This window comes from Halomonas sp. LC1, from assembly GCF_030247125.1.
GTDB lineage: Bacteria > Pseudomonadota > Gammaproteobacteria > Pseudomonadales > Halomonadaceae > Vreelandella.
The window spans coordinates 283,170-297,787 of record NZ_JASSPG010000003.1 but is presented as its reverse complement, the minus strand read 5'-3'; the positions used below and the strand labels follow the sequence as shown (position 1 = coordinate 297,787).

12 protein-coding genes are annotated in these 14,618 nt (G+C 56.5%); 2 read left to right on the top strand and 10 right to left on the bottom strand.

The genetic code is table 11. From position 1 onward, the window contains the following. Positions 1–15: 15 nt before the first annotated feature. A complete protein-coding gene (locus tag QIT27_RS07110) occupies positions 16–852 on the bottom strand; it encodes an ATP-dependent zinc protease family protein (protein WP_159342195.1) in 837 nt (278 codons plus the stop codon). 222 nt (positions 853–1,074) lie between these two features. On the opposite strand from QIT27_RS07110, the gene QIT27_RS07105 reads away from it, so the two are divergent. Further along, positions 1,075–1,623 (top strand): DUF3833 domain-containing protein, encoded by a 549-nt coding sequence (locus QIT27_RS07105; RefSeq protein WP_159342196.1) that lies wholly within the window; start codon positions 1,075–1,077, stop codon positions 1,621–1,623. 80 nt (positions 1,624–1,703) lie between these two features. Here the strand turns inward: QIT27_RS07105 and QIT27_RS07100 are convergent, their stop codons facing one another. The 4 genes from QIT27_RS07100 to gorA form a co-directional block, all read right to left on the bottom strand. Continuing rightward, positions 1,704–2,096, bottom strand: a complete 393-nt coding sequence (locus QIT27_RS07100; protein ID WP_139527592.1) for an ectoine synthase — start codon at positions 2,094–2,096, stop codon at positions 1,704–1,706. Between the two features lie 90 nt (positions 2,097–2,186). Beyond that, positions 2,187–3,455, bottom strand: coding sequence for a diaminobutyrate--2-oxoglutarate transaminase (ectB, locus tag QIT27_RS07095; protein WP_285263317.1), 1,269 nt, complete (start codon positions 3,453–3,455; stop codon positions 2,187–2,189). An 87-nt stretch (positions 3,456–3,542) separates the two neighbouring features. Continuing rightward, on the bottom strand, positions 3,543–4,121 hold the full coding sequence (ectA, locus tag QIT27_RS07090) for a diaminobutyrate acetyltransferase (RefSeq protein WP_159342198.1): 579 nt from the start codon (positions 4,119–4,121) through the stop codon (positions 3,543–3,545). A 242-nt stretch (positions 4,122–4,363) separates the two neighbouring features. Further along, positions 4,364–5,746 carry a glutathione-disulfide reductase gene (gene gorA / locus QIT27_RS07085; RefSeq protein ID WP_285263316.1) on the bottom strand — a complete coding sequence of 461 codons (1,383 nt, stop codon included), beginning with the start codon at positions 5,744–5,746 and terminating at the stop codon, positions 4,364–4,366. Positions 5,747–5,900: 154 nt separating this feature from the next. Here gorA and can point away from each other — a divergent pair, with 154 nt between their 5' ends. Continuing rightward, the gene (gene can, locus QIT27_RS07080; RefSeq protein ID WP_159342200.1) at positions 5,901–6,548 is read left to right on the top strand and encodes a carbonate dehydratase; all 648 of its coding nucleotides are present in this window, start codon (positions 5,901–5,903) and stop codon (positions 6,546–6,548) included. A 25-nt stretch (positions 6,549–6,573) separates the two neighbouring features. Here the strand turns inward: can and QIT27_RS07075 are convergent, their stop codons facing one another. The 5 genes from QIT27_RS07075 to QIT27_RS07055 all read right to left on the bottom strand — a co-directional run bounded on the left by QIT27_RS07075 (position 6,574) and on the right by QIT27_RS07055 (position 14,610). Then, positions 6,574–7,095: a c-type cytochrome gene (locus QIT27_RS07075; protein ID WP_285263315.1), complete on the bottom strand. Its 522-nt coding sequence runs from the start codon at positions 7,093–7,095 to the stop codon at positions 6,574–6,576. 12 nt (positions 7,096–7,107) lie between these two features. Then, positions 7,108–7,725 (bottom strand): peptide-methionine (S)-S-oxide reductase MsrA, encoded by a 618-nt coding sequence (msrA, locus tag QIT27_RS07070; protein WP_285263314.1) that lies wholly within the window; start codon positions 7,723–7,725, stop codon positions 7,108–7,110. Positions 7,726–7,735: 10 nt separating this feature from the next. Continuing rightward, complete coding sequence (tamB, locus tag QIT27_RS07065) at positions 7,736–11,848, bottom strand: autotransporter assembly complex protein TamB (RefSeq protein WP_285263313.1); 4,113 nt, start codon at positions 11,846–11,848, stop codon at positions 7,736–7,738. Between the two features lie 9 nt (positions 11,849–11,857). Then, on the bottom strand, positions 11,858–13,711 hold the full coding sequence (tamA, locus tag QIT27_RS07060) for an autotransporter assembly complex protein TamA (protein WP_285263312.1): 1,854 nt from the start codon (positions 13,709–13,711) through the stop codon (positions 11,858–11,860). Positions 13,712–13,776: 65 nt separating this feature from the next. Then, the gene (locus QIT27_RS07055; protein WP_285263311.1) at positions 13,777–14,610 is read right to left on the bottom strand and encodes a coiled-coil domain-containing protein; all 834 of its coding nucleotides are present in this window, start codon (positions 14,608–14,610) and stop codon (positions 13,777–13,779) included. Positions 14,611–14,618: the final 8 nt, after the last annotated feature.

The following is a 14,618-nucleotide window of genomic DNA, read 5'->3' as shown; positions in this document are numbered from 1 at the left end:
GGCAGGGGAGTGATATTACTCTTCGGTATCGTCTTGATCGGCCGCTTCATCGTCAGCCGCGTCTTCAGAGGGCGCGCCACCCGGGAATTCAGGGCGGTCATGCAGGTACGTCTCAGCTACATCGATGGTGGCAATGTCCATCATGAAGCGACGTCCTAGCAGCACGGGATAATCTAGGTGCGTGCGATCGTTTAGGGTGAATTCGACGTTTTCACGAATGGGGCCCAGCGTCATCAGTAATGAAATGACCGGGCGTGACTCTTCGCCAGAGGCCTGGACGATTTTGACGCGGCGCTCGATAGGGGCTTCGATCCACTCGTCGCGCACTTGCTCGACGACGATATCGTCGTCATTGAGCGCCAATTTGAAGCGCACCCAGTCCTCACCATCACGCTCGAAACGAGTGATCTCGGCAGCAGAGAGCGACGAGGTGTTGGCGCCAGAGTCCACCCGCGCCTTTAAATAGGTGCCAATGCTGGGTAATCCCACCCATTCGCTACGGCCCAGCAACGTCTTGTTATCTTCCGGCTCCTCGACACGGCACTCTTCACGAATGATGACCGGCTCTTCGCCACGCGCTTCCAGGCTAGCCATGTCTTGACGCAGTTGGCGCAGCAGACTGCCGACTTCACGAACATCTGCGGTCAGCACTTGCTGCTGGTTGAGCTGCTGCTCGTTCATGCTAGTAGAGGCCTCGCATCGTTGGGCAAGGGAGGACTCTAGTTCAAGGATACGGGTATTGAATGAAGCCTCGCTTAGCGGCGGCGGCTCATTTGACTCTGGCTGTGTCACCGCGCAGCCTGCAAACGACATCGACAAACCGGCCATTAGCCATAAAACACCTGAGCGCATAACGAGGGATATCCTTGGACAATAAGAGCACGAATGATAAGGAGAAGGGAGACCGCTTGTCCAACATGGTAGCGGTTTTTCATCGGACCCGTTTATCTGATTTAACATAATATATATTATGCGAACTAAAGGGCTGGTTATTTTTGAGCCATGACTACTGAAACAGTCACGCTTCTCCTACAATAGCTATACGGCTTATCTGAATGATAAAGGAATGACTCAATGAATACCCTTCGCAAGCGTCTCTTGGCCCTATCGCTCGTTTCGAGCTTTTTCTTGCTCGCTGGCTGTGCCAGCGTCAAGGTCGAGGAGTATGCCAATACCACGCCCCGCTTGGATATTGCAGAGTATTTCACTGGCCAAACTCGCGCCTGGGGAATGGTGCAGGACTACTCGGGTGAAGTACAGCGACGTTTTACGGTAGATATTACAGGCACATTCGAGGGCGATACGTTGACGCTGGATGAGTCGTTCGTGTTTGCCGATGGTGAAACCGACCAGCGCGTTTGGGAGTTCGAGCGTGTCGACGAACACCACTGGATTGGCACAGCCAATGACGTCGACGGTCAAGTCGATGCTCGGCAATATGGCCACGCGTTTCACATGCGCTATCCCCTCGACATCGATGTGGGCGGACGCACGTTAAGCTTTACCATGGACGACTGGATGTACCTTCAGCCGGACGGTCGGCTCATTAACCGCACCGCCATGCGGAAATTTGGCCTGACGCTGGGTGAAATAACGCTGGTATTCGAACAAGTTGGCCGCTAGGCAGCCCGTCTCGCTATCAAAAAAAGCAGCCTAGCGACGATGCTAGGCTGCTTTTATCCGCACTCAGTTAGCGCAAGCGCTTATTCATCGGCTGGTGCGTAAGAACCATCTTCACGGTGAACTTCGTTGCCAGTGATCGGCGGCGTGAAGACACACGCAAGGTGCATCGTTTTATGGGCGCGCAGCAGATGCTCATCGTGCTGGTCTAAGATATAGATATCGCCTGGTTTGATGGGCCAAATTTTGCCATCTGCCAGGGTTTCAACCTCACCTTCCCCTTCGATGCAGTAAACGGACTCATAGTGGTGCTTGTAGTGGATATGCGTCTCGGTGCCTTCAAAGATGCGCGTAATGTGGAACGAGAAGTTGCCACCATCGTTGGCCAACACCAAGCGAGTGCTGTCCCAATTGCCATTTTCAGCGGTAACGAGACGGTCAGTTTGACGAGCTTCTTCAATATTACGAACGATCATATAACGTGCTCCGTTGCATGGCAGCCACATACTGGCTGCCTGTTCCTGTGAGGGACGTAATGGCGCTAGGCCACTTAGACTAACGCTAAACTACTCGTTTATAACAGACTTAACTGACGCTTCCAGAATATCCAGCGCTTCCAGCAGGTCCGCATCCGGAATGGTCAGAGGGCACAAACATTTCACCACTTCCCCGTCCTGACCGCTGGTTTCGATGATAAGACCATGCTCGAAGGCCGTGCTGGTGATTTTATCGGCAATATCACCAGATACGACGTCGATACCGCGCATCAAACCGCGACCGCGCTCCGTTGCTGGCATGCCATGTTCGGTGAGCAGTGCCGCCAGCTTCTGAAAACGCTCTTCGACGATTCGCGCCTTGCGCTGCACGTCGCGAGCAAAGGTGTCGTTCGACCAATACTTTTTCAGGGCTGCCGTCGCTGTCACCATGGCTAAGTTAAAACCGCGGAACGTACCGTTGTACTGACCGGGCTTCCACTTATCCAACTCCGGGCGCATCAATACATGAGCAAATGGCAGCCCAAAGCCTGACAGCGATTTCGAGTTTGTGACGATGTCCGGTGTGATGCCCGCATGCTCAAAGCTAAAGAATTTCCCCGTACGACCACAGCCTGCCTGGATATCATCGACGATCAGCAGGATGTCATGGGCGCGGCAAATGCTTTCTAAGCGCTTGAGCCACTCCAGTCCTGCGACGTTGATACCGCCCTCGCCTTGCACGGTTTCGACGATCACGCCTGCGGGAATGTCCAAACCGCCTGACTTGTCATTCAGCAGTTTTTCAAAGTAGTCCAGCGTGTCTGCGTGCTCCCCCATGTAACCGTCGAACGGCAGGAAGCTGGCACCTTGCATGGGAATGCCCCCGGTGGCTTCACGGAACTTGCGGTTGCCCGTGGTAGCCAGTGCGCCCATGGTCACTCCGTGGAAGCCGTTGGTGAAGGTCACAATATTATGGCGACCTTTAGCAACACGCGCCAAACGGATGGCTGCCTCGACGGCGTTCGTTCCCGTCGGACCCGGCAGATGCACTTTGTAATCGAGCCCACGGGGCTTGAGGATGACATTTTCCAGTGTTTCTAAATAGTCACGTTTGGCACTGGTCCACATATCCAGGCCGTGAACGACACCGTCGCTAGACAGGTAGTCAATCATGGCGTCCTTCAAGTGCGGATTGTTGTGGCCGTAGTTCAGCGTGCCGGCACCGGCGAGAAAATCGATGTACTCACGACCATTCTCATCGGTCAAACGTGCGTTCTGTGCCTTCGTAAAGACAACAGGGAATGAACGTGAATAGGTACGAACATTGGATTCCATGCGTTCGAGTGTCTGGGTCTGCATTTGCGACCTCCTTATCAGTGTTATGAGCCAAGCAAGAAAAGCAGCTAGGTCAACACGAGCGGGAAAACGCTCGCTCAAGACGCCCCGTTAGAGATGGTTCGTCTGAAACGGCCCGATGCGGACGAGGTTTTCCGGGTCGTGCTCTCCCCCTAACTGCTCGGTAGAGAAGTATTCCCGGCTATTGAGGGGTGCCTGCCAGCGTGCAGCCAAGCGGCGGAACAGTCCCCAGGAAGCCTGGTTATCGGGTGTGATGGTGGTTTCGAGGTGGTGGACGTCGTCCAGTTCGGGACGCGACATGATCGCCTCTACCAAGCGGCGCGCAAGGCCCGTTCCCCGGGCTTTTTCACCCACGGCGACCTGCCATAAAAAATAGGTATCCGGTGCGTTGTCTTTGACATAACCCGAGACGAATCCAACGACCTCTCCTTCTTCATTAGTGGCGACGGCGCAGGTATCGCGGAACTGGGTCGCCAATAATAAATAGGCGTAAGCGGAATTTACGTCTAGCGGCGGGCACGCTTTGATCAGCTCGTAGATGCCCCAGCCATCGTCGGCGTTGGGCTTACGAATGAACAGTGGCGTTTCGGCGTGGCCTACTACGGCATCCGCGACGGTAGGACGTGCCAGCTCGGCAGAGGGTGTAAACGGCTTGATCGGCGTACTCATGGTTATGCTTCGCTGTAGCGAATTTGAGTTTCATTATAACAGCTGATTATGAGCAATTCAAAAGCCATATTATTCATCTCCCTGTTTTCCATAAATTCTAGTTATAAAATCGGATCATCAACGAGCCGAGGCCCCGCTGGGCTGGCGTTTCATGACGTCACTCACTGAGTTTAGATCAGGCTGCCCGCTGCGCGAGACAAAAAAGGCGAGCCGAAGCTCGCCTTGAATATTGATAGAATTTCTTAGTAGCGTGATGGGGTTCTCATGGTCACGAACTCTTCCGCTCCGGTTGGGTGAATGCCCACGGTGCGATCGAAATCTTCTTTCGTCAGCCCCGCGCGCACCGCGATAGCGATGCCCTGAATCAGTTCACCAGCCTCTTCGCCCACCATATGAGCGCCCACCACCACATCGCTGGCATCATCGACGATGAGTTTCATCAACATGCGCTCTTGGCTTCCAGAAAGCGTATGTTTCATGGCCCTGAAGTCGGTCCGGTAGACCCGTATGCGATCGAATTTCTCTCTCGCAGCCTCTTCCGACAGCCCGACCGTGCCAATGTTAGGGTGGCAAAAAACAGCCGTAGGAATGGTGTCGTAATCTAGCGGTCTTGGCGTTTTTTGGTGGAAGTGAATGTCCACCAGTTGCATGGCTTCTGCCAGAGCCACCGGGGTTAACTCAGGCCCTTCGATCAGATCTCCCAAGGCTAAAATCGACGGCACAGCGGTTTCATAACGGTCATTAATCGGCACTTTGCCGTCGCTGTTCAACGTGATGCCTAAGGAGTCTACGCCAAGCCCGCTGACGTTGGCGCGACGGCCGGTGGCCGCCAAGACGGCATCGACGTCGAGTGTCTCGCCTGTGGTGAGCTCTACCTGGAGCGCGTCGCCCACCTGTTCGATGCGGGCGATGTTGGCAGAGAAATGTAAATGGACACCTTTTTTAGCCATCTCATCTCGAGTGAACTCACGCACCTCCTGATCGAAGCCTTTCAAAAATAGATCCCCACGGTAGATGAGATGGGTCTCACTGCCTAAACCGTTGAAGATGCTGGCAAACTCGACCGCTATATAGCCACCGCCCAACACTAGGAAGCGTTTGGGGAACGTTTCCAAGTCAAACACTTGGTTCGAGGTCAAGGCAAGGTCGCTACCGGGGAATTCAGGCACCCAGGGCCAACCGCCCGTGGCCAGCAGGATTTTATCGGCACTCACGCTCACCTCGCCTTCGGCATTGGCCAAGGCGACGGTGTGTGGATCAGTCACGCGGGCGCGTGCATTGAAAAGCGTGACGCCTGCGCCTTCTAACATGCGCTGGTAGATACCGTTGAGCCGTTTGATCTCGCTGGTTTTGTTATCCCTCAACGTCGGCCAATCAAAAAGTGCTGGCGACGCCAATTGCCAGCCAAAACCAGCCGCATCATCGAAGCTGTCATGAAAATGTGCCGCATACGAATAGAGTTTTTTGGGCACACAGCCCACGTTGACGCAGGTGCCGCCCAGGTAGCGATCTTCTGCGATCGCTACCCGAGCACCGGCGGCGGCGGCCATACGTGCAGCGCGCACGCCACCGGAACCGGCGCCAATGACGAATAAATCGAAGTCATATGCAGCTTCTGCTGACATGGTTATCTCCTATCCAGTGCCGTACTTACCTCGGCTGGGTAAGCGCTAAGATTGACCTTCTAAGCAAGGGAGGTTAAAAACGCCTACCTTGTGTTTAAAACGCTATTGCGCGCCCTTGAGCAAGCCCCACCTCAATGTACTCTCTGGAGACTCGATGTCTGACCAAATTGCAACGCTGCTAGATAACAATCGCGCATGGGCAGAACGTATGTGTGAAGAGGATCCGGACTTTTTCAAGCGCTTGGCGAACCAACAATCTCCAGACTATTTATGGATCGGTTGCTCAGACAGTCGCGTCCCGGCTAACCAAATCATTGCTCTTCCCCCAGGCGAAGTGTTCGTTCACCGTAACGTCGCCAACCTGCTCCACCATACCGATATGAACGCGCTCTCGGTGGTGCAGTACGCGGTGGATGTGCTCAACGTGAGTCATATCATGATCGTGGGACACTACGGCTGTGGTGGCATCAAAGCAGCCGTGACCGGTGGTGAGTGTGGCGTGGTGGACTATTGGCTCCACTCGGTACGCGAGCAGTACAACCGCCATCGCGACACCTTGGAACACCTGCCACTGGCAGATCAAATTGACCGCATGTGTGAGCTGAACGTCAAAGCCCAGGTCAATAGTCTTTGCCGCACGAAGATTCTGCAGCGTGCTTGGCAGCGTGGCCAATCGATCTCGGTGCATGGCTGGGTCTATGGGTTAAGCGATGGCCGCGTGAAAGATTTGAACTGTACCATCCGCGGCCTTGATCAGGTAGAAACGCTTTATCGCATCGACCGCGTGCAGCCTAGCGATTGATCTTTTAACCGCCTATCGCTGCCCATTAATCGTAGCGGTAGGCACGATGACAACTGCGGCAGCTGAGCCCCACGTCAGAAAATGCGCGCGTGGCTGCCCGATAATCCTCTTGCTCCGCCGCTTCGACCAGGATGCTCACCTTCTCCTCCAAGTCGGTGAACCCCGCTGCAAACTCATCCCACTCTTCCCAAATGTCGGGCTTGGCATCGGAGCCAGGTCCATGCGTACCTGCAATGAAGGCAGGAAGAAAGTGGGCCTGGGTCGCCTTCTCTTGTAACTCCGCCAAACGCGGTGCGGCGCCTCGCGCATCCTGGTTGTTGACCAGGTCGAAACGTAGTTGGCGTAGCAGCCGCTCTAGATCTTTCAGCTCGTCCTGACGCCAAATGACGGCCTCACGGTCACTCGCAAACGGTGTGTCGGCCGCGCTTTGCGGCATGGCCGGTGTCGTTGGTTGCTCTGCATTCACGCCAGTGCTGAAGAGCCCCAACAGCGCCACTGAGAGAGCCCAATGAGGGGCTCGACGCCCCTTTGAAGATGGTTGTTGCATCCTGTTCGTCCTTCAGCCAATGGCGCAGGTCACGCCGGTGCCTTTCAATCCGCAGTATCCGCCCGGGTTCTTATCGAGATACTGCTGGTGGTACGCCTCGGCATAGTAGAAAACGTCCAGCGGTTTGATTTCGGTCGTGATGCGTCCTTTGCCCGCCTGGGTGAGCGCCTGCTGAAAGGCCTCTGCACTTTTCTGAGCAGCGGCAAGCTGTGCGTCCGTCGTGGTGAAAATCGCCGAGCGGTACTGGCTGCCGATATCGTTGCCCTGGCGATTACCCTGCGTGGGATCATGCTGCTCCCAGAAAATTTGCAGCAGCGTCTCTAATGTGACCTGGTGCGGGTCGAAGACAACGCGCACCACTTCGGTGTGCCCGGTCAGGCCAGTGCAGGTCTCTTTGTACGTTGGGTTGGGCGTTGTGCCACCCGCATAGCCAGCCGCAGTGACATACACACCGGGCTGTTGCCAGAAAAGGCGCTCTACTCCCCAAAAACATCCCATACCCAGCACGATTTCTTCATACCCCTCTGGAAATGGGGGGTGAATGGAGTGCCCGGTGATGGTGTGAAGGTCGCTGGTCTCGATGGGTGTATCGCGCCCTTCTGGTGCTGTCGTTTTCGTAAATAGCGTCATAACACCCTCTCTATTGCTGGGGGTAAATGTAAGGATCGCCTGAGCGAGTGAATCGATAAATTAAATCCACTGCCTGGTTAGCACCAGACACTGCCTGAACATACAGGTTCCGCCAAAGCGTGTAGCGTAGCGTGAGCTCTGCAATGGGCGAAAAAATACCCACACCGTAACTGATTCGCAGATCGTCGGTGAGCTGACCACTCACCGCAACCTGACTGTCGTCACCGGCACCGGTGGTATCCAACGTGAGATCATCGATCCCAAATGCTTCGCCGATAGAGCCCACGGCACCGCCGGTCCGACCCAGCGACATACCGATGAGCGCCGTCGTCAGCGCACTGTCGACACCGCCTCCTGACGCATCTGGCGCACGGCCTCGCAGCAAATACGACAGCGAACGGGTTTCGTCCATCGCAGGCTCCGAGAAGATCATCACATTGGGCTGCTCGGCGTTGCCGGTGATACGCAGGCCGGCAATCACGTCATCTTCGGTCACTTCTGGGTTACGAATGGCCTCAAAATCCAAGACCGGCAAGCCGGGAGGGCCGCTGAAAATGAGTTGCCCACGACGAATCAACAGATCTTGCCCAAAGGCTTGAAAACGCCCATTGACGAGATTGACGTCGCCAAAGAGCTGCAGCGCCCCGCTGTCCTGTCGAATTTCAAGGCTGCCCCCTAACCCAGATTCCAACCCATAGGCAGAAATTTGCATATCTCGCCCAAGATTGAGGGTGATCAACACATCGAGCGCCATGCCAGTGGATGCCAGCTCGTCGGCGGCACTCGGGTCATCGCCCGCTTCTGCGGCAAGGCGCGCTTGACGCTCGGCCTCTCGGTCATCGCGCTCGGTGATGATGATCTCATCCGGGCTAGGTGACGTTGCTGACGCTGGCAGATCGCCCACTTCCAATCGCGCCCAAGGAAGGTCAACGTCACCCCGCACCTGTAGGCGCTCGGGCGTAACACGAATACGAATGTCCGGCGCGGCTTCCAAGCGACCGAACTGCGGTAAAACGACCAGCAAAGGCTCTTGGGTGGCGTCGATATCCACGCCAATGCGCCAAGCGTCACCTGTGGGCCAGTAGGCATTACCGCTGATGTTCAGCCGTCCGCGTTCGGCAGCGACGAACCCCTCGATATCACCCTCTTCACCATCGAAGGCGACGGCCAGCTCACCATCCACGATCATTATCGGGATATCGGGACCACTCACCCGTAAGCGACGCAATGCCAGCTCACCCTGCAGGTCAGGCTGACTAGTCGAGCCGCCAATGGTGACGGTGCCGTTCAATCCCCCTTCTAGCTCCTCCATACCCACCACCATGGGGCGATATGGCGCCAGAGTGATGTTATTGGCGCGTAATTGGCCCTCCAAAGAGCCCTGTCCAAGAGGATCATTGACCGCTAGATCGAGCGTCAGCTCACCTGCTTCGGACAGGGACAGCGACACGTCGGCCTCCGCTTGCGCTTGATTAGCGTCGATTTGAGCATCCAAGTTGATTCTGGGAAGCTCGACCGGTTGACCGTAATCATTCACCGCCGTAATAGCCAGTTCACTCAACAATTGAAGATTGGCCTGCCACTGAGCGCCGCCTTGACGCCAGCTAGCGACTAAATCAGCCGTGGTATCCCCTTCAAAGCTCCACTCTTCGGGTAGAAATGGCTCCAGCATCTCCATTGGAACCTCGCGCACGCTGAGTACGGCGCGACCTTGATCGGCCGAGGCCGTTATAGACTCTTCCGAGCAGACCAGTCCGCCTTGCAGGCGGCGTAGACAGAACGGGGTCAGATTCGCCTGTCCGTTGGCAAGGTTGTAGGTAATATCCAGTGGCTCTTCTAAACGAATATCTCCCGCCTCGGAGTCGACTTCCAGCGGCGTCAATCGGGCCTGATACCGCTGAGCCTGCTGATTCAAGCGTCCGCTGAGGGCTAAGTTCGCACGGCTGAGCACATTGCCGGCGTCGCCAGTGACGCTGAGCTGCAAGGCATGGTCGGAAAGCCGTCCGGTCAGATCCAACGCCACCGAGGCCAGCGACTGCCCTCCCGCGTTCACTCCCTCGGCATCCAGATCGATGCGAAGGTCAGGATCCTCCAGGCCTTCCACGCTGCCCGATAGCGAAAGCGATGCCAGCCGATTCTCGGCAAAACGCAAGCTGCGCCCATTGAGATTCGTCACGATCTCAGGTTGCGAGAAGCTGCCTTGGGCCTCAAGGGTACCGGTCAGCTCTCCGGCTAGATCAGGATGGAGGCTTTGCAGTTGGGTGAGAGCGATATTGGCGTTCAACGACATCGCTTCTTGGCTCACCTGGCCTGCTGCGGTCAAGCGGTTGTTGCCTTGCGTAAAGAGCAGCTCTTGAATATCGATTTCTAGATCGCTGTTCGCATCGATCGCGGCTTGAAGCGTTAATGGATACTCCTGCAGCTGGCCCTGGATATCGAGTTCCGGCAAACGAATGTCCCACCGTTCGCCTCGCTGGCGCACGCTCGCGACGATATCTCCGCTGAGGTTGCCCTCCAGTTGAGGTACAAATAGGGACGGGTCCAGCGCATCTAAGCGCACTTGTGCGTCAACGGCGATGGCCTCAGACCAGTTCACTTCTCCTTCGCTGCTCACAACGCTCTCGTCGATAGTGAGTGAAAGAGGGGACCAGCGGAAAGAAGACAAATCACCGTCGCCCTCTAACCGAATGGCGGTTGCTGGCACCTGCGGGCCTTGGGCACGAGTGGCCAAGGTGACCTGATACGCCTCCAAACTGCCGTTAATGGTCAGCGCGAGATCGTCGAGCACGTAGGGCGCCGTGGACGTTTCTTCGGCTTCATTAACGTCTTGTACCTGGGGCTCGACGGCTGAAGGGTCTGAGGCATCGCTCTCAGCGGCAGTCGTGGTGCCGTTGGAGGCCGTTGGGCGCTCAGAGCCGTCACGCTGCTCCAACGGCCACTGCAGACGCTCGCTCTCAAGCCGAGCCTCGAATGGCAAGGTGGGCGCGAGCACATCGGCCTGGGCGGTGAGTGAAACCTCCACCGGCCCTGACGTGTTCAGGCTCGCCGTCAAATCCGCCAGACTGCCTGAGAGATCCAAAGCGATCCGTTCTCCACTCAGGGCAGGCAGTATCTCAGGCAGCCATAGCTCTGCGCGAAGCGCCGCGTTGAGGGGATAGTCGCCGTTTAGGCTGACGTTGGCGGTTAAACTGGCGTCTGCGTCTGGGGTGTCAAGCTCCAACGTGCTGAGCGTGACGTCGCTGCCCGATGCCGTCGCTTCCAGCAGCAGCCGTTCCACGCTGTACTCAAAGGCACCGCTCACGTTTACGTCCGTCACCAGTAATGATTCCAGGGCAACGTCGATGGGCATCTCGATCTCGGGTAGCGACAGTCGCTCCCGTTCGCTCAGTGCAAGCGTGGACGCTTCATCGTCCGGCTCGACGGGTTGAGTGGTCTGGATAGCAGCGTCAATGGCAGTAGCGCTCAACGGCGTACTCGTCTCTTGCGTCAGCCGTACGCCTGGGGATGGTGGCAAGTAGATCGACGGTGATTCGAGCGTCGTGGGCGCAATGGTGACTTGCTGCTGTTCAGCGGCTATCGAGGTGGCAAATGCGGCCCATTCAATACGAGTACCGTCACCCAGGGTGAGCCGCACGTCATTCAGTGCGATGTCGCGCAGTTCAATGGGAAACGGCAGTGTGAGGCTAAAAGGGCCCTGCTCTTCTTGAGGCGGTTCTTCTGTTTTCGACCCGCTGGAGAGACGAATGTCGGCCTCCTCTATGCGCAGCTCGGCCAGACAAAGCTTACCGGAGAGCACGCAATCGTCTGACCACGCAAGCGCTACATCATCAATATTGACGCGCGTGCCCGCGATGGCCATTTGAAACCCTTGAAGGCGAAAGCGGTCCAGCAGCGCGCCCTCCTGGTGCTCATAGGTAAAAAAACCGCGCTGCTCACCCTGAGAAAATAGCTGTTCCGTTCCCCATGGCGACAAGGCCACGCCTAATACGACAGCCACCACGCCGAACAGCCAGAGCGGCAACACGACGACGAGTCGTAGCAGACTCCATAGCGCTAACCAGAGACGGCGTTTGGCGGAGAGCTGCTGACGATGTTTGGATGCTTTTTTATCAACCTGAGCCAAAGCGCTCTCCTAGAATTCCGGACCGATAGAGAAGTGCACGCGGAAAGCGTCGTCAATATCGAAGGGATGGGCAATATCGAAACGAATGGGGCCCACCGGGGATATCCAACGCACCCCCACGCCGGCACCGGTTTTTAGCCCATTGGGGCCCCAGTTATCGAAGGCATCACCGGTATCGATGAACGTCGCTCCCCACCAATCGCCGGTTACGCGGCGTTGATACTCCAGCGTGGATGTCAGCATTTGCTGGCCGCCACGTAAAAGGCCTTCTTGATTGCGGGGGGACAAGCTTTCGTAGGAGTAGCCTCGCACGCTGCGATCGCCCCCCGCAAAAAAACGTAGCGAAGGTGGTAATTGATCGAAGTCATCGGTTTCGATCGCGCCAATGCTCAGTCGCGCTGAGAAGCGATTATCGTTACCAACCGTACGAATCCACTCGGTGTCTCCCGTGAGTCGCGTAAACCGAGCATCGGATCCCCACGCCCGGTCGGAGTACTCGATCGAGAGCTGCTGCCGATCTCCCCATAAAGGGAAGCGCTGAGGTCGCGTGCGGGTTCTCGACCACTGAATACCGGGGTAGAACAACCACACTTCGTCAGACTGCCCACCCTGGGTAAAGTCTTCGTAAGTCGTTCTGAAATAGAGTGTTTGCACCCAGCGATTGTCGAATTCCCAGCGCCGCGCGATTTCCACCGTGCCCTCTAGCGACTGTGTGTCACTATCGTCGATGTTGCGGACACCGTATTGCAGACGGTAGTTGTCCCGAAGCGGATCTTCGAGCGGAATGTTATATACGCCGGTAAAGCGCTGCTCGGGGGCCGAGAGATAAAGGTCATGATCTAGACTGTGACCAAAGCGATTAATCCACGGCTGCTGCCACCCAAAGCGAAGGCGCGGGCCGACATCGGTGGCAAAACCTACGCCCACTTCAAACTGGTGCCGATCGGCGGGCTCAACGTTGATATCGATGGGAAGCCGAGTGTCGTCTCGGCTATGAATGCTGAGCGCACTGGCCAACGCCGCACTGCTCAACCGCGGACGCTCCGGCTGTGAGGCCGTCGCTTCATTCCACCAAGGATCGCCACTACGGGGAGGCGCAATGGTCAGCTCTTGCGCCGTCTCCAAGCGTGGCCGCACCGAGACAGAACTGAACCAGCCGGTTTCTGCCAGCCGCTGGTTATAGCGAGCCAGCGACTCGGCTAGATAGGGGTCACCCGCTTCGAAGGTTTGCATTTCGCGCAGCCGCTCGGGTTCGATATGACTGCCGGTGATGAGGGTGTCACCGAATCGATAGCGCGGTCCGCTATCGAAGGTCATGTACAGGCGGGCGCTTTCAAGATACGGGCGCACTTCCATCCGGCGGTCGGAAAACCCCCAGTCAAAATAGCCGCGTTCAATAGCAAGACCGGCAAATTGCGAGTGCAGGCTGTCCCAAGGAGCGTGACGTAAAGGGTCGCCCTCTTTTAGCGGAAAGTCGTCTAACGCGTCTTGAAACGGGGGATCGTTACTGGCATCTCCATTGAGAGCGATGTCGAGGACTTCGATTGTCACTTGAGGGCCCGGCTCAATCTGCACGTTGATCGGCGATGTGTTCAACTCCACCGTCACATCAGGCTCATAGTAGCCATACACACGCATGGCTTCTTGAGTGCGCTGACGAATTTCGCCCTCTAAACGCGACTCGGTATATTGATCCGCGTCGATGTTTTCCAAGTACGCATCGATATTCGCTGCAACTTGCTCGCTGACGCCGCTAATGGCCGCTTCGAGCGCCCAGGCGGAGGTACTGGCTGCTGATACAAGTGGTAATGCCAATACACAGGCCACTTGTTTGGCCATCGGCCATCGCCGTTGTCTTCCCATACCGTGATATCCCTAACCCCATGACCGGCTTAGTGGCTACGACACTTGACCGCATAAATGGATGCTTAATTTCTCAGCATCTCCATCTGCGCGCTAAAGGCAAGCTGCGCTTGACGAACCTGTCTGATGTCGCTTTCCAGTGTGCTCAAACGTTGAGACCACTGCGTTTCCAGTGCAGAAAGTTCCGCCTGAGTGGCGGGCTCCTCGGCGGTCGCAACGGCCGACACGTCGGCAGATAGCTGTGTGAGCTGTTGCTCGACCTCTGCCTGCCAATTTTGAAACTGTGCTTCCAGCGATTCTCGGTCACTGGATACTTGGCGCTCCATGGTGGAAAGACGCTGCCCCAAAACGTTCTCCAGGTGCGTGACCTCTTCGACCAGATTTTGCCGCCCTGACGTACCTGCCTGCTCCAACGCATCCAAGGATGTGCGGATCGACGCTAGCTGGCGGTCGCGCAGCTCGGCTTGCTCTTGCACTTGCGCCAACTGTTGAGCGAGTGGCTCCAGCGCTTCATCGGAGATGAGCTCCTCCTTGTCGGTCAACAGCCCATAGAGCTCTTCACGGGTATTGGTGAGTGCAACGGAGAGCTGTTCCTGCTCTTGAAACAGCGTTGTCATCTGAGCTTGTACAAAGGTTATCGCATCCTGCGTGTCAGTGTCACCCGAGTCCAGCCTGGCATGTAGGTTGGAGACTTCGCCGCTGACACGATGCACTTCGCCAAGCAAACGCTCTCTTTCATACCATAAGCCAGCCGTCGCAGCCCCCAGGAGAAGGAGGATCAACACTAAAACGAACCAAATGGGCCAAAGCGTTGGACCACGGCGATGGCGTAGATGATGCGCCGTTAGGCTCTGATCCACGTCGGGAACGATGCGCTGGGATGAAGTCGCGTCAGACATGATGTTTC